Origin of the sequence: Roseovarius sp. D0-M9 (assembly GCF_037083805.1) — a bacterium.
Lineage (GTDB): Bacteria > Pseudomonadota > Alphaproteobacteria > Rhodobacterales > Rhodobacteraceae > Roseovarius.
In genome coordinates, this window is sequence record NZ_JBAPKZ010000019.1 from 21370 (window position 1) to 41412 (window position 20043).

Genomic DNA, 20043 nt, shown 5'->3' on the forward strand with positions numbered 1-20043 from the left:
CGTTCCGGCTCGCTTTGGCGCAGCAATCGTCCCGCAGTGCCCCATCGGTCACGTCACGCGCTCGGACCCGACACGACATGTGACCGCCCAGCGCCGCCAGCACGCGCCGGGCTTCCCCTCGGGCGCCGAATTGGCTAAGCCAAGCCTCGAGCGAGAAGGAGCACTCCCATGGCGATGGAAAAGACATTCGATGCGGCGCAGGCCGAGCAGCGCCTCTATGACGCGTGGGAGGCCTCGGGCGCCTTCAAGGCGGGTGCGAATGCCCGCCCCGGCGCCGAGCCATTCAGCATCATGATTCCGCCGCCGAACGTGACGGGCAGCCTGCATATGGGCCATGCGTTCAACAACACGCTGCAAGACATCCTGATCCGCTGGCACCGGATGCGCGGGCATGACACGCTGTGGCAGCCGGGCACGGATCACGCGGGCATCGCCACCCAGATGGTGACCGAGCGCGACATGGCCGCAAACGGCGAGCCGACCCGCGCCGAGATGGGCCGCGAGGCCTTCGTGAACCGCGTATGGGAGCAAAAGGTCAAATCCCGCGGCACGATCATCGGACAACTCAAGCGTCTTGGCGCCTCGGCCGACTGGTCGCGCGAGGCCTTCACCATGGGCGGCGCGGCGGGCGATCCGGACAAGGGCAATGGCCCCAATTTCCATGACGCGGTCATCAAGGTCTTTGTCGACATGTATGACAAGGGGCTGATCTATCGCGGCAAGAGGCTGGTCAACTGGGATCCGCATTTCGAAACGGCCATTTCCGATCTCGAGGTCGAGAATGTCGATGTCGCCGGGCACATGTGGCACTTCAAATACCCGCTCGCCGGGGGCGCGACCTACGAGTACGAGGAAAAGGACGAGGACGGCAACGTCACCTTCCGCGAGACGCGCGACTACATTTCAATCGCCACGACACGCCCCGAGACCATGCTGGGCGATGGCGCGGTGGCCGTGCATCCGTCGGACGCGCGCTATGCACCCATCGTCGGCCAACTGTGCGAAATACCGGTGGGGCCGAAAGAGCATCGGCGCCTCATTCCGATCATCACCGATGAATACCCCGACCCTGATTTCGGCTCGGGGGCGGTCAAGATCACCGGCGCGCATGATTTCAACGACTACGCCGTCGCCAAGCGCGGCGACATCCCCTGCTATCGCCTGATGGATACCCGCGCGCAAATGCGCGACGATGGCGTCCCCTATGCCGAGGCCGCGGCCATCGCCATGGAGATCGCCCGCGGCGAGCGCACGCTGGGCGAGGCCGACATCGACGCAATCAACCTCGTGCCCGATCACCTGCGCGGATTGGACCGCTTTGAGGGGCGCACGCGCGTCATCGAAGAGATCACCGCCGAGGGCCTCGCCGTGATGACGCAGGCGCATGATCCACGTCTGGGCGCTGGCGCCATCAAGCCCCTGGCCCCCGAGGAGGGCGGCGAGGCGCGCGAGGACGTGCTGGTGCCGCTGGTCGAGGCCAAGCAGATCATGCAGCCTTTCGGCGACCGCTCGAAAGTGGTGATCGAGCCGATGCTGACCGATCAATGGTTCGTCGACACAGCGCAGATCGTCGCGCCCGCGCTGGACGCCGTGCGGTCGGGCGAGGTGACGATCCTGCCCGAGAGCGACCGCAAGGTCTATTTCCATTGGCTGGAGAATATCGAGCCGTGGTGCATTTCGCGCCAGCTGTGGTGGGGGCATCAGATCCCCGTGTGGTATGGGCTTGACCTGGAGCGCGGCACATTTCGCGATGACGAGGGCGACGGCGCGCTCGATCTGGTCGAGATGCAGCGCCTCTTGTGGGATCAATCCATGCCGCCGGGCACCGACCGCTATCATGCCGCGCCCGATTTCGACGCGCTGGGCGACAAGTTCGCCGATGTGCTGGCAGGATTGCCGACACCGCTCAACCATGCGCAGCTGGTCGAGGTGGCAGATCGTGAGGCCGCGATGCACCGCCTTGCCGAGAGCCTGGCAGACTACGTCACCAGCCAGGACCCGACGCAGCTGGTCTATCCGGTGTGGCGCGATGAGGATGTGCTGGACACATGGTTTTCCTCGGGCCTCTGGCCGATCGGCACGCTCGGCTGGCCCGAAGAGACGCCGGAGCTGGCAAAGTATTTCCCCACATCGACGCTCATCACCGGCTTTGACATCATCTTTTTCTGGGTCGCCCGGATGATGATGATGCAATACGCCGTCGTCGGACAAAAGCCGTTCAGCCATGTCTATGTCCACGCGCTCGTGCGCGACGAAAAGGGCAAGAAGATGTCCAAGTCCCTGGGCAATGTTCTGGATCCGCTCGAGCTGATTGACGAATACGGCACCGATGCCGTGCGCTTTACCCTGACCGCGATGGCGGCGATGGGGCGCGACCTGAAGCTGTCGACGCAGCGCATCGCGGGGTATCGCAATTTCGGCACCAAGCTCTGGAATGCCGCGCGGTTCGCCGAGATGAACGGCGCGACACCGGCACATCTCGGCGATGCCTATGACGCCGGCACCCTTCCGGCGCCGACTGAGACGGTCAACAAGTGGATCATCGGCGAGACAGCCAAGGTGCGCACCGAGGTGGACGCGGCACTCGAGGCGTATCGGTTCAATGATGCGGCAAACGCTCTTTATACCTTTGTCTGGGGCAAGGTCTGCGACTGGTATGTCGAGTTCTCCAAACCGCTGCTGATGGATGGCACGGACGCGGTGAAGGCCGAAACCCAAGCGACCATGGCATGGGTGATCGACCAATGCCTGATTCTCTTGCATCCCATCATGCCCTTCGTCACCGAAGAGCTGTGGGGCGGCCTTGGCACACGCGACAAGATGCTGATTCACGCCGATTGGCCGAGCTATGGCAGTGAGGCCGTGGATCCGGTGGCGGACCGCGAGATGAACTGGGTGATTTCCCTGATCGACGCGGTGCGCAGCGCGCGCGCGCAGATGCATGTGCCTGCGGGGGCCAAGATCCCGCTGCTCGCCACCTCGCTGGACGAGGCTGGCCGCGCCGCATGGGCACGCAACGAGGCGATGATCCTGCGGCTGGCGCGCCTCACCGGGCTGGACCATGTGGACGCCTTTCCCAAGGGCTGCGCCACGGTCGCTGTCGAGGGCGGCACCTTTGGCCTGCCGCTGGCCGATATCATCGACGTGGATGCCGAAAAGGCACGGCTGGAAAAGACGCTGGGCAAACTCGACAAGGAGATCGGCGGGCTGAAGGGGCGCGTGAACAACCCCAAATTCGTCGCCTCCGCCCCCGATGATGTGGTCGAAGAGGCCCGCGAGAACCTTGCCCTGCGCGAGGAAGAGGCCGAGACATTGCGCGCGGCGCTCGCGCGGCTTGAGGAGCTTGGCTGACGCGTAGAGACGGCGGGCGCGCTCCGCGCGGGGCGAGCATGATTCGTCGCTTGATTCTCTCTTGCATCTTGCGGCTCCGGCCTGGGAACCGCTGCTTTGGAATTGCAAATGCTACTGGCTCTTGGCGCTTCGCCAGTTCGGGGCTATCGTTGCGGAGCGAAGCGTGTCGAAACAGGAGTTGAGCGATGGCTGTCTGTGTCCCGCTCCAGCTTGGCGGCCGGATGGCATCCGACGCTTATCCCGGAGCAGCAACCGGCGTTGGGGCGCGACCGGCCGGCCCTGTTGATCACGGACGCCAGAGCGATCTCTGCCGACTTCGTCTGGCGGTCACGCTATGACCCGCTCATTCGACGCCTTGATCGTGGGTGCCGGCCAGGCGGGCCCGCCCCTTGCCGGTCGTCTGACGGCCGCCGGCATGACCGTCGCGCTGATCGAGCGCAAGCGCGTCGGCGGCACCTGTGTGAATGCCGGCTGTACGCCGACCAAGGCGCTTGTTGCCTCTGCGCGCACCGCGCATGTGGTCCGGCGGGCAGCGGAGTTCGGCATCGGCACCGCGCCGCCTGAGGTCGACATGGGCCGGGTCCGCGCGCGGATGCGCAGCGTCGTCGAGGCCTCGCGAGACGGGCTCGCGGCCTGGTTGGGCGGGATGGAAGGCTTGACGCTGATCCGGGGACAGGCACAGTTTGTGGCGCCAGATTCGGTCGAGGTCGATGGCGAGACGCTGAGCGCGCCCCGGATCTTTCTCAATGTCGGCGCCCGTCCCTCGCGGCCGGACATACCCGGCATCGACGAGGTGCCGCACCTCACCAGCACGACGATCCTCGAGCAGGGCCGCGTCCCGAAACATCTGGTGATTGTCGGCGGCAGCTACATCGGTCTCGAGTTCGCGCAGATGTACCGCCGCTTCGGCGCCGAGGTGACGGTGGTCGAGCGGGCACCGGCATTGCTCCCGCGCGAGGACCCGGAGGTGTCGGAGGCAATCCGGGGCATACTCGAGGCTGAGGGCATCGCCGTACGCCTTGACGCAGACTGCATCGCGCTGGCTCCGGGGCCCGAGGGCGTCTGCGTCCGCATGAGCTGCGCCGAGGGTGCGCCGGAGGTGCACGGGACGGATGTGCTGCTCGCGGTCGGCCGGACGCCGAACACCGACGACCTCGGCCTCGACGACGCGGGCCTCGTCGCCGACACGCGCGGATTTGTCCCGGTGAACGAGCGGCTGGAGACCGAAGTGCAAGGCATCTGGGCGCTCGGCGACTGCAACGGCCGGGGCGCCTTCACGCATACCAGCTGGAACGATTACGAGATCGTCGCCGCGAACCTCCTCGACGGGGCCGATCGCAAGGTGTCGGACCGGATACCGGGCTACGCCCTCTATATCGACCCGCCGCTCGGACGGGCGGGCCTGACCGAGGCGCAGGCGCGGGGCGCTGGACACAGGGTTCGGACCGCCTCCCGCCCGATGACACGCGTGGGCCGCGCCGTGGAGAAGGGCGAGACGCAGGGGCTGATGAAAGCGGTGGTCGACGCCGACACGGGCGCGATCCTGGGTGCCGCGATCCTCGGGACCGGCGGCGACGAGGCGATCCACGGGGTTCTTGACCTGATGACCGCCGGCGTCCCGGCGGAGGGCCTGATGCGGGCGGTGCCGATCCATCCCACTGTCTCCGAACTCCTGCCGACATTGTTCGGTGACCTGAGCTGACATTGGTCGCACCCATGCAGGCCATGATCGTGCCGGACGTTTGCTTGACGCGCCGTAGGCGCTCGATTCCGACGAGTTGCTCGCCCGCATAGGTTTCTTCCCTGCCGATGGGCGCGCGGGGTCCCACTGATGGAGGAGGACGCAGCACCCGCGCAAGGCTTCGGGACATCCTCCACGCCTTTTTGCCCTGCCTCCGACGCCCTGCGGCGTATTCCACTTCATCCACTGCCCCTCGGTCAGGCAGCCGAATGCAACAATGCGCAAGTTCGGCACATGCGCAGCAGAACAAGCAACGCTCACGATGCCGAAGCCGCTTACCCTGCTCCCAACTTTCCAGATGCACGGCATGCCGAACAAAGACGAAACCCGACAAAGAAGAAGGATCACCAATGCACACCGATGATCTGACCCGCACAACGCTGACGCGGCGCACGGCTCTGTCCTCTGCTGTCGCTTTCGCCGCGGCAAGTGCGTTGCCCCTTCCAAGTATTGCTCAAGATCAAACCAAAGGAGATTTTTTAATGGCAGAGATCACCACCCCCGACGGCAATCGCATCTTCTACAAGGACTGGGGTCCCAAGGATGCGCAGCCCATCGTCTTTCACCACGGCTGGCCGCTCAGCTCCGATGACTGGGACGCGCAGATGCTGTTCTTCCTCTCGAAGGGCTACCGCGTCGTGGCACACGATCGGCGCGGACACGGCCGTTCGGAGCAGGTCGACAGCGGCCACGACATCGACCACTACGCGTCAGACGCCTTTGCCGTTGCGGAGGCGCTGGACCTGCGGAATGCGGTGCATGTCGGCCATTCCACCGGGGGCGGCGAGGTCGCACGCTACGTGGCGCGGCATGGCGAACCTGCGGGCCGGGTGACCAAGGCCGTCCTCGTCGCCGCAATTCCGCCCCTGATGCTGCAGACCGACGCGAACCCCGAAGGCACGCCGATGGAGGTCTTCGACGGCTTTCGGACCGCGCTCGCCGGAAATCGCGCGCAGTTCTTCCGCGATGTCCCGACAGGGCCGTTCTACGGTTTCAACCGCGACGGTGCGACGGTCCACGAGGGCGTCATTCAGAACTGGTGGCGGCAGGGCATGATGGGCAGCGCCAAGGCGCATTACGACGGCATCAAGGCCTTCTCGGAAACCGACCAGACGGAGGATCTGAAGGCGATCACCGTCCCTACCCTGGTGCTGCATGGCGAGGACGACCAGATCGTTCCAATCGCGGCCTCGGCTCTGAAGGCGGTCGAACTGCTGCCGAACGGCACGCTGAAGACCTATCCTGAGTTCTCGCACGGGATGCTGACGGTCAATGCCGACGTCTTGAACGCAGATCTTCTGGAGTTCGTCACCGGCTGAGGCGGCTGCGGGTTCGCAGACCTTGCACCGCACGTCCCCCTTCGTCGTCCTCCAACAAGCTCCCATCCATCAGAACGGACCTGACCCATGTCGAAACGCGACGCCATCTTCCCCGCCAACCGCCATGCGCTTTACGAGGCGCATGGCTATTCCGCCGCGGTTCGCACGGGCGACCTCCTGTTCGTGTCCGGTCAGGTCGACAGCCGCGAGGACGGCTCGCCGGAGCCTGAGTTTCGCAAGCAGGTCGAGCTTGCGTTTAGAAACCTTGAGGCCGTGCTCGTCGCCGCCGGCGCCGGTTTTGACGATATCATCGATGTCACCACGTTCCACACCGACCCCGAAAACCAGTTCGAGGCGATCATGGAGGTGAAAACCGGGATCTTTCCCAAAGCCCCTTACCCGACCTGGACAGCGGTCGGGGTCAACTGGCTCGCCGGTTTCGATTTCGAGATCAAGGTGATCGCGCGCCTACCGGGATGATGCTCAATAGGTCGCGGCGCCCGACGACAAGCGCGGGGATGAGAGAAAACATGCACGTGTCCAAGGAGAGACCAGATGAACAAGCCTGAACTGCTGACGCCTGACAATTGTCAGCTCATCTTCATCGACCACCAGCCGCAGATGGCGTTCGGCGTGCAGTCTATCGACCGGCAGGTTCTGAAGAACAATACTGTCGCCCTCGCCAAGGCCGCGAAAGTGTTCGGCATACCCACCACGATCACCACCGTCGAAACCGAGAGCTTCTCGGGCCACACCTATCCGGAACTGCTGGCCGTCTTCCCCGATCACCCATTGCTTGAGCGGACCTCGATGAATTCCTGGGACGATCAGAAAGTGCGCGATGCACTCGAAAAGAACGGACGGCGGAAGGTCATCGTCTCGGGCCTCTGGACCGAGGTCTGCAACAACACCTTCGCCTTTTCCGCGATGGCCGAGGGCGGCTACGAGATCTTCATGGTCGCCGACGCCTCTGGAGGCACCTCGCAGGAGGCGCATGACTATTCCATGCAGCGCATGATCCAGGCCGGCGTCGTGCCGGTGACCTGGCAGCAGGTGATGCTGGAATGGCAGCGTGACTGGGCGCACCGCGAGACCTATGACGCCGTCATAGCGATCGTGCAGGAGCATTCGGGCGCGTATGGCATGGGCGTAGATTACGCCTACACCATGGTCCACAAGGCGCCTGAGCGGGTCGAGCATGGAGGGCGTCTCGCGCCCGTGTCCGCCGGATCGGCCGCCGCCGCCGAATAGCTATCCCGATGCGCCGGGTCTGGCGGCTGATCCCCCCGCGGCCGTCCCATTCCTTCCCGGCACACCTGGCGGGCCTGCAACGCCCCCCCAGCCCGCAGGCCCGCCCTTTCTTTCAAGCTGGGGAGACGAGAGGCGCGAGGACGCGAACATGCGCGAGAGCCGATGGCCCCTTGCAAGGTGCCGCGTGCGTCACTCGTCTACAGGTCACGAAATCAGGCGCCGCGGTCTGCGCACCTGGACGCTTTGCACCCCGGATGGCACGCGCGCAATCCAACGAAGAGGACGGAATGGCCGACACGATCATCAGAAATGCGCATGTTACGACGCTGGATCCTGCCATGGCGGATACCGACGCCGTCGCGATCGGGGACGGCAAAATCCTGGCGACTGGACCGGAGGCCGAGATCATGCGGCTCGCGGACGCGGAGACGCAGGTGATCGACGCAGGCGGCAGGCGCCTGATCCCCGGCCTCAACGACAGCCACACGCATCTGATCCGGGGTGGACTGAACTACAACATGGAGCTCAGGTGGGAGAACGTCCCCTCGCTCTCGGGCGCGCTGCGGATGCTGAAGGAACAGGCGGACCGCACGCCCGCGCCACAATGGGTCCGCGTCGTCGGCGGCTGGTCGGAGTTCCAGTTCGCGGAGCGGCGCATGCCGACGCTGGACGAGATCAACGCTGCGGCCCCGGACACGCCCGTCTTCATTCTGCACCTTTACGGCCAGCGCTGCTCAACCGCGCGGCGATCGAGGTGCTGGGTTTCGGGAAGGAGACGCCGAACCCGCCGGGCGGCGAGATCCAGCGGGATGCCCAGGGCAACCCCACGGGTCTTCTCATCGCCAAGCCCTCGGCGCTCATCCTCTATTCCACCCTCGCCATGGGGCCGAAGCTGCCGCTCGAGGACCAGATCAACTCCACCCGCCACTACATGCGCGAGATGAACCGCCTCGGCATCACATCAGTGATCGACGCCGGTGGCGGCGGGCAGAACTATCCCGACGATTACGCGGTCATCCAGACCTTGGACGACGAGGGCCTGCTGACCGTCCGGATCGCCTACAATCTTTTTGCGCAGACCGCCGGCGCGGAGCTTTCGGATTACGAGCGCTGGGTGGCGATGACCGAACCCGGTGCCGGCTCGGACATGCTGCGGATGAACGGCGGGGGCGAGAACCTCACCTGGTCGGCTGCGGATTTCGAGAACTTTCTCGAACCGCGCCCCGATCTCGCCCCCACAATGGAGAGCGAACTGGAGCCGATCGTCGAACTCCTGGCGGCGAACAAGTGGCCGTTCCGCATCCATGCCACCTACGACGAGAGCATCGACCGGTTCCTGACCGTCTTCGAGCGCGTGAACCAGCGCCAGCCTTTCGAGACGCGCTTCATTATCGACCACGCCGAGACCATCTCGCCGCGCAACATCGAGCGCATCACGGCGCTTGGCGGCGGCCTCGCCACGCAGCACCGGATGGCGTTTCAGGGCGAGTATTTCGTCGATCGCTACGGCGCGGAGGCCGCTGAGGCGACGCCGCCGATCCGGCGGATGATCGACATGGGTGCCCCGGTCGGCGCTGGCACCGACGCGACCCGCGTCGCCTCCTACGACCCGTGGGTGGGGCTTTACTGGATGACGACCGGCAAGACGCTGGGCGGCATGCCGCTCCATGGCGACGACAACCTGCTGACGCGGGAGGAGGCGCTGCGGCTCTGGACCCACGGCTCCGCCTGGTTCTCGGGCGAGGCGGAGGTGAAGGGGACGCTGGCGCCGGGCATGTATGCCGATCTCGCAATCCTGTCCGGCGACTACCTGACCGTGCCCGATGCGGAGATCCGGCAGATCAACGCGGTCCTGACCATGGTCGGCGGCCGGATCGTCCATGGCGAGGGCGCGTTCGCGGATATTGCTCCGCCGCTGCCGCCTGCCTCGCCGGGTTGGAGCCCGGTCGGCGCCGTCCTCAGCCCGGGCGCGCGGCAGGCGGCCAGGGCCAAGGAGGCGCGCTTTGCCCGCGCATGCCAAGATGGCTGCGCCAGCGCCTGTTCCCTGCACGGCCATGACCACGGGATCGCCTGGACGAATCCTATCCCAGTGAAGGACCTGACGTCCTTCTGGGGCGCCCTCGGCTGTTCGTGTTTTGCGGTGTGACGGGAGTTCATGATGGATTGGAAACCCTACGCAGTATCGCTGGCCATCGGTCTTGCAGTCGGTGGACTCTATGCGCTTCTCAACACACGCTCCCCCGCGCCGCCGATCATCGCGCTGCTCGGTCTGCTCGGCATGCTACTCGGTGAGACGGCGGTCTCTTGGCTCAAGGACCGGATGACGGCCGCCGAGGCCGCCGCCCACTGCCTGCACGACAAGCGATTTGCCACGTCCGAGCGCCAAGAGACAGAGGGATGAGATGCCGTCTTGCACTCCTGTCCACACTCACGAGCGCGCACATGGCCATTGCCGAACAGCTTGTCTTCATCTGCACCACCAAGCGCGTGTCACGGCGGTCGAGAAGGCGTTGCAGGATCGGGTCCGGAACATTCTGGCTTCGGGCACTGCGCCCACGATATACTATCTGATACCCCCCCGGCCGGGCGGCATCCCGGAGAAACACTGAAAGGAGACCAATCATGAGCTGGAGTCCATGCCCCGACCCGACCCTCGGTGACGCCGCGAGCGTCAATGCCGTCGAGACGGTCATCGTGCCCCGCGCCGTCGATCTCGGCGAGATGACCGTGCGCCGCGCGCTGCCCTCGACCGCGCGCCAGATGGTCGGGCCGTTCATCTTCTTCGACCAGATGGGACCGGCGGAGTTCCTGACCGACCAGGGCATCGACGTGCGGCCGCATCCGCATATCAACCTCGCCACGCTGACCTATCTCCTCGAGGGCGAGATCCTGCACCGCGACAGTCTCGGAACCGAGCAGGCGATACGTCCCGGCGCCGTCAACTGGATGCGCGCGGGTCGCGGGATCGTCCATTCCGAACGCACCGCGCCCGAACTCAAGCGCACCGGGCAGCGGCTCTTCGGCCTTCAGACCTGGATGGCGCTGCCGGCCGCGGCGGAAGAGAGCGACCCGGCCTTCCTTCACCATGGCGACAGCGAACTGCCGGTGATCGAAGACGGCGCGCGCTCTCTCCGCCTGATCGCGGGCACGCTCCATGGTGCGCGCTCGCCGCTCGCGACGGCCTCGGAGACGCTCTATGCCGACATCGCGCTGGCGGCGGGCGGGACCTGAGGACGCTTCCAGGTGAACAGGACCGCCAGCACGCCCAGCACCGAAAGCGCGTTCAGCGCGAAGACGGCCGGGATCCCTGCAAGGGCAACGATGACACCGCCGAGCGCCGGGCCCACCGCGCGCGAGATGTTGACGCCGAGGCTGTTCAGCGCGATGGCGTCCGGCAGGGCCTGCCTGTCCACCAGTTCCGGCACGATCGCCTGGAACACTGGCGCACTGAGCGCCGCCGCGATGCCCAGCATGAAAGTCGCGGCCAGCAGGATACCGGGAGAGACCAGACCCACCGCTGTCAGGATCGCCAGCGTCATCGCCGCGAGCAGGCCGAGCACCTGCGCCGCCAGCAGCATCCTGCGCCGGTCCACGATGTCGGCCATGGCCCCGGCCGGCAAGGCGAGAAGGAACATCGGGAGCGTCGTCGCGGTCTGGACCAGTGCGACCAGCAGCGGGCTCGGCGACAGCGATGTCATCAGCCATCCTGCGCCCACATCATGCATCCAGGTGCCGACATTGGAGACAATCGTCGCGATCCAGAGCGCCCGAAAGACCGGGGATCTCAGCGGGCTTGCGCTTCCGGCAGCCGCCAGCCCCTGCTCAGGCATTGAGATTACCAGCGGTCGGGCGGCGGCTCGCTTTGGCAACAACGGTCAGATCGGTGTCAGGCATAGGGTTTTCCAGTGTTGGAGCGGGCGCACGGAGAGCGAAGACGCCTTCATCTGTGCCGCTGGACGGGTTGGCCGGATCAGCACCGGGAACGGAATGCCGTCGGGCCGCCGATTCCAGACCGACGATCAGTGAAACGATGAAGGGTTGAATGTGGCTCACGAGGAGGTGTCTCCCACAGGGTCATGTCAAGAGCAGGATATCGGTCGGCCTTCTGCCACGCGACGCAGATGCTGCCGCAAAGGTGCCGATCTTGCGGGCTTCCCGATCCACGCGATCGGAACGGCAATGTGGGACGGAGGGTGCGACTGTCCGGTCCAGAATGGATAGCAAGAGCGGTTCACGCCAAGCAAGTTCCGCACCGCGTGTGTTTGAAGCATTTGCTAGGTTAAGTCGGCAGAGTTCGAATTCATTAGAATCTCAGGGAAAAAATCATGCCCTTTCGCAACTGCATGGCATTTCCACCTCGGGAAGTAGAGGCGGTTCACAATCTGATTGGCTTGATCGAGCATCGCCGACCCGCCTGCATGCCGCGCGATGTTCCGCAAAGCGTAAGTTCGGAAACCGGCCTCGTTCTGGCCGAACATGACGAACCGGAAGCGGGGTCTGACGAGGCGATCGTCGCAGTTCGCGCGTTCTCGCTGAACAATGGTGAAGTTCGCGGCGCGCTCCATGAAGGGACCGACTGCGACCGCCCCGGATGGGCCAGAGTTCCCGACGACGTAAGCTTCGAAGCGGCCTCCACCCTCCCTGTCGCGGGTCTGACCGCGGCCGTAGCGCTGCAGAAGAAGGCGATCGGTCCGGGGAGCCGTGTTCTCGTCACGTCGGCCACGGGTGGTGTCGGCATTTATGCGATCCAGCTCGCAGCGGCTGCGGGCGTCCATGTGACGGCTTTCGCGCGGGATGCCTCAAATGCGGAATTCCTGCGCAGCCTTGGCACAGACGAGATTGCGGTCGGCATCGAGGCCGGAGAGGAAGGTTGCCCCTCCGACCTGCTTCTGGAGGGCGTCGGGGGCACGTTCCTCGGCGAAGCGCTGATGTGGCTGGCACCGCGCAGCGCCTGCGTTCTCTTCGGCGATGCGTCGCAGGACACGCTCACGCCCTTTGACGCCCGCCCCTTCCGCGAATCTGGTGCTTCTAAGGACGGGCAGGTATCTTAACGTGAACTCTGCCGAAGCCATATATGGATTGAGATAATGCCCAAAGGATCGGACCTGTTTGTCGCCGCACTGGAGAACGAGGGGGTTGACCGCATTTTCGGTGTGCCCGGCGAGGAGAATCTCGACATACTGGAATCGTTGCGCACCTCTCGCATCGAGTTGATTCTGACGCGCCATGAACAGGCCGCGGCCTTCATGGCGGCGACGCATGGGCGGCTTACGGGCAGGCCCGGCGTATGCCTCGCCACGCTCGGCCCCGGCGCTCTGAACCTTTCGACCGGCGCGGCCTATGCCCATCTGGGCGCCATGCCGATGATCCTCATCACTGGACAGAAGCCGGTGATGAGCGCCAAGCAAGCCCGGTTCCAGATCGTTGATATCGTCGCCTCAATGAAGCCGCTGACCAAGATGACGCGTCAGATCCTGAGCCCGGCCGCCATTCCCGCGACGGTGCGGGACGCGTTTCGCGTCGCGGCAGAGGAAAGGCCGGGGCCGGTACATCTCGAACTGCCGGAGGACGTGGCGGCAGCGGACGCCGGGAACGCCACCGTCATTCCGCGCCATTCCCACGACCGTCCCGTCGCCAGCGCCGCAGCACTCGACCACGCCGCCGAGATGATCCTTGCCGCCCAGAGGCCCCTCGTGATGATCGGCGCGGCAGGCAACCGGCCCGCGCTGGTCGAGCCGCTTTCCGGCTTCATCGCGCGCACCCGGCTGCCGTTCTTCAACACGCAGATGGGCAAGGGCGCCGTCGATGGCGGCTCCAACCTTTACGTGGGGACCGCCGCGCTCTCGGAGGGTGACTATGTCCATGAAGCCATCGAACGCGCCGACCTGATCGTTGCCATCGGCCATGACACGATCGAAAAGCCACCGTTCCTGATGCGGAGCGAGGGCGGGCCCAGGGTCGTCCATCTTGGTTATGACTCCGCGACGGTCGAACAGGTCTATCATCCGGATCTCGAGGTGATCGGCGATATCGGCGCGTCCGCCCAAGGCCTTGGAGAACGGCTGGAGGGCAGATTGTCGCCCGACGAGGGGATGCCCGACTTGCGCCAGAGGATTCTGGCCCGGATCAACGATCGCGCCGAAGAAGATCGCTTCCCGGTGACGCCTCAACGTCTTGTCCACGGTGTCCGCCAGGTCATGCCAGAAGACGGCATCGTCTGCCTCGACAACGGCATGTACAAGATCTGGTTCGCCCGCAATTACCGCACCCATGTGGCCAACACACTGCTGCTCGACAATGCGCTCGCCACGATGGGGGCCGGACTTCCCTCGGCAATGATGGCGGCCATGCTTCACCCCGAGCGCCGCGTGATGGCTGTCTGCGGCGATGGGGGGTTCATGATGAACTCGCAGGAGATGGAAACGGCGGTGCGGCTCGGGCTGAACCTTGTTGTCGTCATCGTGAACGACAGCGCCTACGGGATGATCCGCTGGAAGCAGTCGGTAGACGGCTTTCCCGATTTCGGCATGAGCTTCGGCAATCTTGATTTCGTGCGCTACGCCGAGGCCTACGGCGCGAAAGGATCCCGAGTGAGCGCGATTGAGGAGCTCGGACCGACGCTCGAAGCCGCCTTTGCCGGTGGCGGTGTCCATCTGGTCGATGTCCCGATCGACTATTCGGAGAATACCCGCGTTCTGGTCGACGAGTTGCGTAACCGCACGCCGGATGTGGAATGTTCATGACACGGGTTCCGTCGTTGCAGAATTCAGACCCCTGACAAGCGAGGAGATCGGACATGTTGACTGTCGTGCAGGCCTTTGATCGTGCGCAGATTGCGGAGATCGAAACCGACGATGCCGCCGCTTTGGAGCGCAAGCTGCAAGCCGCCGGCCGCGTTTTCGCGGATCGCGATGGCTGGCTCAAGCCGCACCAGCGGATCGTGGTTCTGCGCAGGCTGGCAGTGCTGATGGAGGGCAGGCGCGACCATCTCGCCATGCAGATCGCGCGCGAGGGCGGTAAACCCCTGCCCGACGCCATCGTCGAGACCAATCGCGCCATTGATGGCGTTCACAACGCCGCTGACGAGCTCCGCAACTTCGCCGGCCGCGAGATCCCGATGGGGCTGTCGGCTGCGGCGGAGAACCGCTGGGCCTTCACCACGAAGGAGCCCATCGGCATCGTCGCGGCGATTTCCGCCTTCAACCACCCGTTGAACCTGATCGTCCACCAGGTGGCCCCCGCCATCGCGACCGGCTGTCCGGTGATCGTGAAGCCGGCGAGTGCCACGCCGCTCTCCTGCCTCGACTTCGTGGCGCTGGTCCACGAGGCCGGCCTGCCCGAGCCCTGGTGTCAGACCTTCGTCACCGAGGACAACACGCTCGCCGAGAAACTGGCGACCGACGCCCGTGTCGCCTTCCTGAGTTTCATCGGCTCGGCCCGGGTCGGCTGGTCGCTACATGGCAAGCTCGCGCCGGGAACGCGGTCGGCGCTGGAGCATGGCGGCGCCGCGCCGGCAATCATCGACCGCAGTGCCGATCTCGGCCGCGTCATCGAACCGGTCGTCAAGGGCGGCTACTACCATGCCGGACAGGTCTGCGTATCGACACAGCGCATCTACGTTCAGAGCGACATCGCTGACGAGTTCACTGAGCGCCTCGTTGCCCGCGTCGACAAACTGCGCACCGCCGATCCGACTCTAAAGGATACCGAGGTGGGGCCGCTGATCCTGCCGCGCGAGGCTGACCGAGTCGCGGACTGGATCGCGGAGGCGGTCTCCGGCGGCGCGGTCCTCTCGACCGGAGGCGAACGCCTGTCCGAGACCACCCTGAGCCCGGCGGTGCTGCTGGATCCGGCCGGCGACGCGAAGATGTCCCTGCTGGAGGTGTTCGGCCCCGTTGTCGCGGTCTATCCCTACGACGATCTTGACGACGCCATTCGCTGCGCCAACGCCCTGCCGACGGCTTTTCAGGCCAGTATCTTCGCGCAGGACATAGACGTCGCCATGTGCGCGGCCAACCGCCTTGATGCCTCGGCGGTCATGATCAACGATCCGACGGCCTTCCGGACCGACTGGATGCCCTTCGCCGGCCGCAGGGAATCCGGATACGGCACCGGTGGCATCCCCTATACCATGCGCGACATGACACAGGAAAAGATGATCCTGATGCGCAAGAGCTGATGGCACTCCGCTTGGGGGAACCTGATCCACCAGCGAGAGCGCGCTAGCTTGCCTTTGCCTCGTCGCGGCGGGCGGCCGGGAACATCATGTAGTAAAGGACGGGCGCGGCGATCAGCGTGAGGATGCTGGCAAAGCCCAGACCGCCCATGATCGTGACCGCCATAGAGGCAAAGAAGGCGTCCCAAAGCAGCGGAACCATGCCCAGGATCGTGGTGATCGCCGCCAGCATCACTGGACGCAGGCGCGAGGTCGACGCCTCGACCACCGCGCGCGAGAAGGGCACGCCATCGGCGCGGGTCAGGTCGATCTCTTCGACCAGCACGATGCCGTTCTTCAGAAGCATGCCCGAAAGGCTGAGCAGACCGAGAAGCGCCGTGAAGGAGAACGGCAGCCCCGTCGCCAGAAGGCCGAGCGTGACGCCATTCACTGACATCGGCACCAGCAGCCAGACGATCGCGGGCTGGCGGAGCTTGCCGAAAAGAAGGACCGAGATCAGCACCATGATGAGAAGCGAGACCGGCAGGCGCGAGCCGAGCGAGCTTTGCGCCTCGGTCGAGTTCTCGAATTCGCCGCCCCATTCGAGGGTGTAGCCCTCGGGCAGCTCCAGCGCCTCGACCGGGCCGCGCAATTGGCCGAAGATCTCGGCCGAGTTGGCGCCTGCGGGCACGCCCGCCATGATGGTGATGGTTGGCAGGCGTCCGCGGCGCTGGATCAGGGTATCCTCGGCGGCGTAATCGAACCCGTCGATAAGCTGCTCGAGCGGGATGAAACTGTTCGCCGCGCTGGAATAGACCGGCTGGCCGACAAGGCTTGCGCCGGTGGCGCCATCCGCGCCGGGATTGCGCAGCACGATAGGAATGAGGCGCGATTGTTCGCGGTAGGTGCCGGCCCTTGCGCCATCGGTGGCGTATTGCAGGGCGCGCGCCACGTCACTGCGGGTGACGCCTGCCGTCTTGGCGCGGCCATCGTCGTAGAGGGGCCGGATCACCATCTCGCGCTCGCGCCAATCGGTGCGCAGGTCTTGCAGGCGGTCGGTCGCGCCCAGCATCCGTGCCTCGACCTCGGCCGCGAGGCGGCGCAACACGTCGGCATCCGCGCCCGAAATGCGCGCGGCAATCGGCGCGCCCCCGCCGGGGCCGAAGGCGAGGCGCTCGGTCCGAAACTCGCCCTCGGTCAGAGCGCTGCGTCCGAACGCCTCGAGGTCGGCGCGCAGGGGCGGGATCTGCGCGAGCGTTTCGGTCCGGATGATGAGATGGCCGTAGGTCGGCAGGTTTTCCTCTGGGGAATAGGTCAGCATGAAGCGCGACGCGCCGCCGCCGACAAAGGTCGAGACCGAGACGACATCGCCCCGCGCCGAGAGCCACTCTTCGGCGATGGCCATATCGCGCGCGGTGGCGTGGATCGACCCGCCTTGCGGCAATTTGTAGTGCACATAAAAGAGCGGCGTGTTGCTGTCAGGAAAGAACTGCTGCTTGACCTGGCCAAAGCCCCAGTAGCAGGCCGCCGTCAACACGACGAGCGCCGCGATCACCAGCCAGCGCGCGCGTATCGCGCCACGCAGCACGGCTGCATAAGCGCGAAACACCGGGCCGTCATAGGCGCCGCCTGCACCTTGCGTGCCGACCTTGAAGAGGTAATGCGCCAAGAGGGGCGTCGCCGTGATCGCCAGCACCCAGGACAGCAGCAGCGATATGCCGATGACCGCGAAAAGCGAAAAGAGAAATTCGCCCGTCGCATCTGGGCTGAGGCCGATCCCCGCAAAGGCCATGATGCCGATGACAGTGGCCCCAAGAAGCGGGATCTGCGTCTTGCTGGCGGTATTCTCGGCGGCGTCCGGCGCGGATTTGCCGCCCGCCATGTCGCCTTGCATCCCCTCGGCCACCACGATCGCATTGTCCACCAGCATCCCCATCGCGATGATGAGTGCGCCCAGCGAGATGCGCTGCATCTCGATCCCGAAGAGGGCCATGAAGAAGATCGTGCCGACGACCGTAAGAAAGAGCGTCACCCCCACGACCACGGCCGCGCGCCACCCCATGAAGAGGGCCAGGACGATGATCACGATGGCGACCGACAAGGCCAGATTCACCAGGAAATCCGAGGAAGCCTCATCCACCACCAAATGCTGCTGGTAGACGGGGTGCAGATCGACGCCGACGGGGATATCCGATTGCAGCCTGTCCAAGCGCGCATCCACGCGCGCGCCGACCTCGACGATGTTCAGCCCGTCCTTGCCCGAGATGCCGATGGTGAAGGCTTCCTGGCCATCATGGCGAATGATCATCGACGGGTTTTCCACGCGCCCCCGCGTCACCGCGGCAAAATCCGTCAGGCCGATGAGCTCGCCAGAGATGCCGAGGGTCAGGTCGCTTATCGCATCCACGCTGGTCGAGCCTGACGGCGCGTCGATGCGGATGTTCTGTCCCTCGCGGCGGGCCGCGCCGGCGGCGACGACTTCCGTCGCCTCGACGATGGCGGCCTGGATGGCATCGGGCGACACGCCCAGATTGGCGACAATCGCGCTATCGGGTTCGACAAAGATCGCCTCTTCGGGCAGGCCCGAGAGGACCACATCGGCCACACCCTCGACCGACAATAGCTCGCGGCGCAGGAAGTCGGCGATGTCGTGGATCTCGGCGTCGGAGAAGCCGGGGGCCGTGACCGCGTGGAAGATACCGAAGACGTCGCCGAAGGTGTCATTGACGAGGGGTGTGCCTGCGCCGGGCGGCAGCGATCCGCGCGCATCGGTGACGCGGGCGCGCAGGCGGTCCCAGACCTGCGGCAAGGCGTCGCCGTCGTAGGTGTCAGCGATTTCGACATTGATCCGGCTGATGCCAGGTTTGTTGGAAGAGGTGATCGTATCGACCTCGGCCATCTTCTGGATGGCCGATTCCAGCGGCTCGGAAACCTCGCGGGCGACCTCGGCGGCACTGGCGCCGGGGTATTGCGTGATGATGACGGCGTTCTTGATTGTAAACGCCGGATCCTCCAGCCGCCCGATGGTGGAAAATCCCCAGACGCCGCCAAGCAGGCAGGTCAGCATCAGGATCCACGTCAGCAAAGGCCGGGCGATCGCGCCGCGCGCGAGGGCCAGGGTCATTGCGCGAGCCCCTTGAAGCGCCGGACCGTTTGGCCATCCCGAAGCTGCGCGGCGCCTGCTGCGACGATTTCGGTGCCGGGCGCAGGGCCGTCTACGATGCGCACGCGTGTGTCGTCGCGCAGCTCCATCTCGATCGGGGTCCATGTGACCGTGCCGACATCCTCACCATCCGAGGGCGCAAAGACCATCAGCCCCGGCTGGCGATCCGCGTCAAAGGTGATGGCCGTATCGGGCACCAGCATCTGCGCGCCCTTCGGCCGCTCGGCGCGGGCAGTGACAGTGACGGAGGCGCCGGGCAGCACCCATTCGGGCACATCGCCGGGAAAGGCCAGCGTGATTTCATAGGTTTGGGCGACATCCGCCGTCTCGGCCTCGAATTCGCGCAGGACAAGCTCAAAACTCTCGGGCGCGCCGGGGAATGTCGCCTCGAAGGTGACCTGCTGCGCCGGGCCGCGCCGAAACAGCACTTCGGGCACCGAGATATCGACGCGCAACTCGGACATGTCATGCAGACGCACGACGGGCTGGCCTGCGCTGACGGTGGAAAAATTGGCAACCTCGCGGCGCGCCACCAACGCATCGAACTGCGCATGGAGCGTTGCATCCTCCAGCGCCTCCTGTGCTTCTTCTGCGCGGATACGGGCCAGATCGGCGCTTGTCTCGGCGTTGCGCACCTCGACCGCGGCAACCGCGCTACCGGAAAGTTTTGACAGACGCGCCACGTCGCGCTCGGCCTTTTCCAGATCGACCTGCGCGCGCGCGACCGCGCGCTCGAACGGGGCCTGGTTCAGCTGCGCGATCAGCGCGCCCTCATCCAGCTGCGCGCCTTCGGACACGCCAAATTCGGTCACCTGCCCGCCCACCTGAAAGGCGAGATCGACCGTCTCGCGGGCGCGCACCCGACCATAGAATTCGCGCTGGATTTCGCCCACCCCCTCTTCGAGCGTCATCAGCTTGACCGGGCGCAGCGTCTGGGGTGCGGGATCGGCGCTATCCTGCGCGGCGGCAGGCGCGGCCAGAACCGGCTGGGCGAGCGCCGCGACGAGGGACAGAAGGGCGAGGGCCTTTTTCATGGCGCGAGTCCTTTGAGGTGGCTTGGTGT

Annotated in this window: 15 protein-coding genes and 1 pseudogene; 12 read left to right on the forward strand and 4 right to left on the reverse strand. The window is 65.4% G+C overall.

Annotation, left to right across the window (positions count from 1 at the left end; genetic code table 11):
* The first annotated feature begins 168 nt into the window (after nt 1-168).
* The 9 genes and pseudogenes from V8352_RS13030 (at nt 169) to V8352_RS13070 (ending at nt 10893) form a co-directional block, all read left to right on the forward strand.
* Nucleotides 169-3351 carry a valine--tRNA ligase gene (locus V8352_RS13030; RefSeq protein ID WP_336424732.1) on the forward strand — a complete coding sequence of 1061 codons (3183 nt, stop codon included), beginning with the start codon at nt 169-171 and terminating at the stop codon, nt 3349-3351.
* A gap of 334 nt (nt 3352-3685) precedes the next feature.
* Complete coding sequence (locus V8352_RS13035) at nt 3686-5053, forward strand: FAD-containing oxidoreductase (RefSeq protein ID WP_336424733.1); 1368 nt, start codon at nt 3686-3688, stop codon at nt 5051-5053.
* Nucleotides 5054-5574: 521 nt separating this feature from the next.
* Nucleotides 5575-6411, forward strand: a complete 837-nt coding sequence (locus V8352_RS13040; RefSeq protein ID WP_336424734.1) for an alpha/beta fold hydrolase — start codon at nt 5575-5577, stop codon at nt 6409-6411.
* An 87-nt stretch (nt 6412-6498) separates the two neighbouring features.
* On the forward strand, nt 6499-6891 hold the full coding sequence (locus V8352_RS13045) for a RidA family protein (protein WP_336424735.1): 393 nt from the start codon (nt 6499-6501) through the stop codon (nt 6889-6891).
* 75 nt (nt 6892-6966) lie between these two features.
* Nucleotides 6967-7662: a hydrolase gene (locus V8352_RS13050; RefSeq protein WP_336424736.1), complete on the forward strand. Its 696-nt coding sequence runs from the start codon at nt 6967-6969 to the stop codon at nt 7660-7662.
* A 407-nt stretch (nt 7663-8069) separates the two neighbouring features.
* Nucleotides 8070-8324: pseudogene (locus V8352_RS13055) on the forward strand (amidohydrolase family protein); the annotation flags it as partial.
* Nucleotides 8325-8416: 92 nt separating this feature from the next.
* A complete protein-coding gene (locus tag V8352_RS13060) occupies nt 8417-9808 on the forward strand; it encodes an amidohydrolase (RefSeq protein WP_336424737.1) in 1392 nt (463 codons plus the stop codon).
* Between the two features lie 12 nt (nt 9809-9820).
* The gene (locus tag V8352_RS13065; protein ID WP_336424738.1) at nt 9821-10063 is read left to right on the forward strand and encodes a DUF1427 family protein; all 243 of its coding nucleotides are present in this window, start codon (nt 9821-9823) and stop codon (nt 10061-10063) included.
* A 221-nt stretch (nt 10064-10284) separates the two neighbouring features.
* A complete protein-coding gene (locus V8352_RS13070) occupies nt 10285-10893 on the forward strand; it encodes a pirin family protein (protein ID WP_336424739.1) in 609 nt (202 codons plus the stop codon).
* On the opposite strand, the gene V8352_RS13075 is transcribed toward V8352_RS13070, so the two are convergent.
* Both V8352_RS13075 and V8352_RS13080 read right to left on the reverse strand, forming a co-directional pair.
* A complete protein-coding gene (locus tag V8352_RS13075) occupies nt 10857-11492 on the reverse strand; it encodes an MFS transporter (RefSeq protein WP_336424740.1) in 636 nt (211 codons plus the stop codon). The two genes, V8352_RS13070 and V8352_RS13075, sit on opposite strands and share 37 nt — an antisense overlap.
* Complete coding sequence (locus V8352_RS13080) at nt 11485-11715, reverse strand: hypothetical protein (RefSeq protein ID WP_336424741.1); 231 nt, start codon at nt 11713-11715, stop codon at nt 11485-11487. The genes V8352_RS13075 and V8352_RS13080 overlap by 8 nt, the downstream gene beginning before the upstream one ends.
* Before the next feature lie 290 nt (nt 11716-12005).
* Between V8352_RS13080 and V8352_RS13085 the strand changes: the two genes are divergently transcribed.
* Genes V8352_RS13085 through V8352_RS13095 form a run of 3 tightly spaced genes read left to right on the forward strand, consistent with a single transcriptional unit; the run spans nt 12006 to nt 15841 of the window.
* Nucleotides 12006-12713 (forward strand): zinc-binding dehydrogenase, encoded by a 708-nt coding sequence (locus tag V8352_RS13085; RefSeq protein ID WP_336424742.1) that lies wholly within the window; start codon nt 12006-12008, stop codon nt 12711-12713.
* Nucleotides 12714-12749: 36 nt separating this feature from the next.
* A complete protein-coding gene (locus V8352_RS13090) occupies nt 12750-14405 on the forward strand; it encodes an acetolactate synthase large subunit (RefSeq protein WP_336424743.1) in 1656 nt (551 codons plus the stop codon).
* A 53-nt stretch (nt 14406-14458) separates the two neighbouring features.
* Complete coding sequence (locus V8352_RS13095; RefSeq protein ID WP_336424744.1) at nt 14459-15841, forward strand: aldehyde dehydrogenase family protein; 1383 nt, start codon at nt 14459-14461, stop codon at nt 15839-15841.
* Nucleotides 15842-15884: 43 nt separating this feature from the next.
* On the opposite strand, the gene V8352_RS13100 is transcribed toward V8352_RS13095, so the two are convergent.
* Together V8352_RS13100 and V8352_RS13105 are read right to left on the reverse strand one after the other, a co-directional pair.
* Complete coding sequence (locus V8352_RS13100) at nt 15885-18941, reverse strand: efflux RND transporter permease subunit (protein WP_442971029.1); 3057 nt, start codon at nt 18939-18941, stop codon at nt 15885-15887.
* A complete protein-coding gene (locus V8352_RS13105; protein WP_336424745.1) occupies nt 18938-20014 on the reverse strand; it encodes an efflux RND transporter periplasmic adaptor subunit in 1077 nt (358 codons plus the stop codon). The genes V8352_RS13100 and V8352_RS13105 overlap by 4 nt, the downstream gene beginning before the upstream one ends.
* Between the last annotated feature and the right edge of the window lie 29 nt (nt 20015-20043).

Bases quoted from the DNA above. Each gene is read 5' to 3' on its own strand.
- V8352_RS13030 (WP_336424732.1), top strand. From the start codon at position 169: ATGGCGATGGAAAAGACATTCGATGCGGCGCAGGCCGAGCAGCGCCTC.
- V8352_RS13035 (WP_336424733.1), top strand. From the start codon at position 3,686: ATGACCCGCTCATTCGACGCCTTGATCGTGGGTGCCGGCCAGGCGGGC.
- V8352_RS13040 (WP_336424734.1), top strand. From the start codon at position 5,575: ATGGCAGAGATCACCACCCCCGACGGCAATCGCATCTTCTACAAGGAC.
- V8352_RS13045 (WP_336424735.1), top strand. From the start codon at position 6,499: ATGTCGAAACGCGACGCCATCTTCCCCGCCAACCGCCATGCGCTTTAC.
- V8352_RS13050 (WP_336424736.1), top strand. From the start codon at position 6,967: ATGAACAAGCCTGAACTGCTGACGCCTGACAATTGTCAGCTCATCTTC.
- V8352_RS13065 (WP_336424738.1), top strand. From the start codon at position 9,821: ATGGATTGGAAACCCTACGCAGTATCGCTGGCCATCGGTCTTGCAGTC.
- V8352_RS13070 (WP_336424739.1), top strand. From the start codon at position 10,285: ATGAGCTGGAGTCCATGCCCCGACCCGACCCTCGGTGACGCCGCGAGC.
- V8352_RS13075 (WP_336424740.1), bottom strand. From the start codon at position 11,492: ATGCCTGAGCAGGGGCTGGCGGCTGCCGGAAGCGCAAGCCCGCTGAGA.
- V8352_RS13085 (WP_336424742.1), top strand. From the start codon at position 12,006: ATGGCATTTCCACCTCGGGAAGTAGAGGCGGTTCACAATCTGATTGGC.
- V8352_RS13090 (WP_336424743.1), top strand. From the start codon at position 12,750: ATGCCCAAAGGATCGGACCTGTTTGTCGCCGCACTGGAGAACGAGGGG.
- V8352_RS13095 (WP_336424744.1), top strand. From the start codon at position 14,459: ATGTTGACTGTCGTGCAGGCCTTTGATCGTGCGCAGATTGCGGAGATC.
- V8352_RS13100 (WP_442971029.1), bottom strand. From the start codon at position 18,941: ATGACCCTGGCCCTCGCGCGCGGCGCGATCGCCCGGCCTTTGCTGACG.
- V8352_RS13105 (WP_336424745.1), bottom strand. From the start codon at position 20,014: ATGAAAAAGGCCCTCGCCCTTCTGTCCCTCGTCGCGGCGCTCGCCCAG.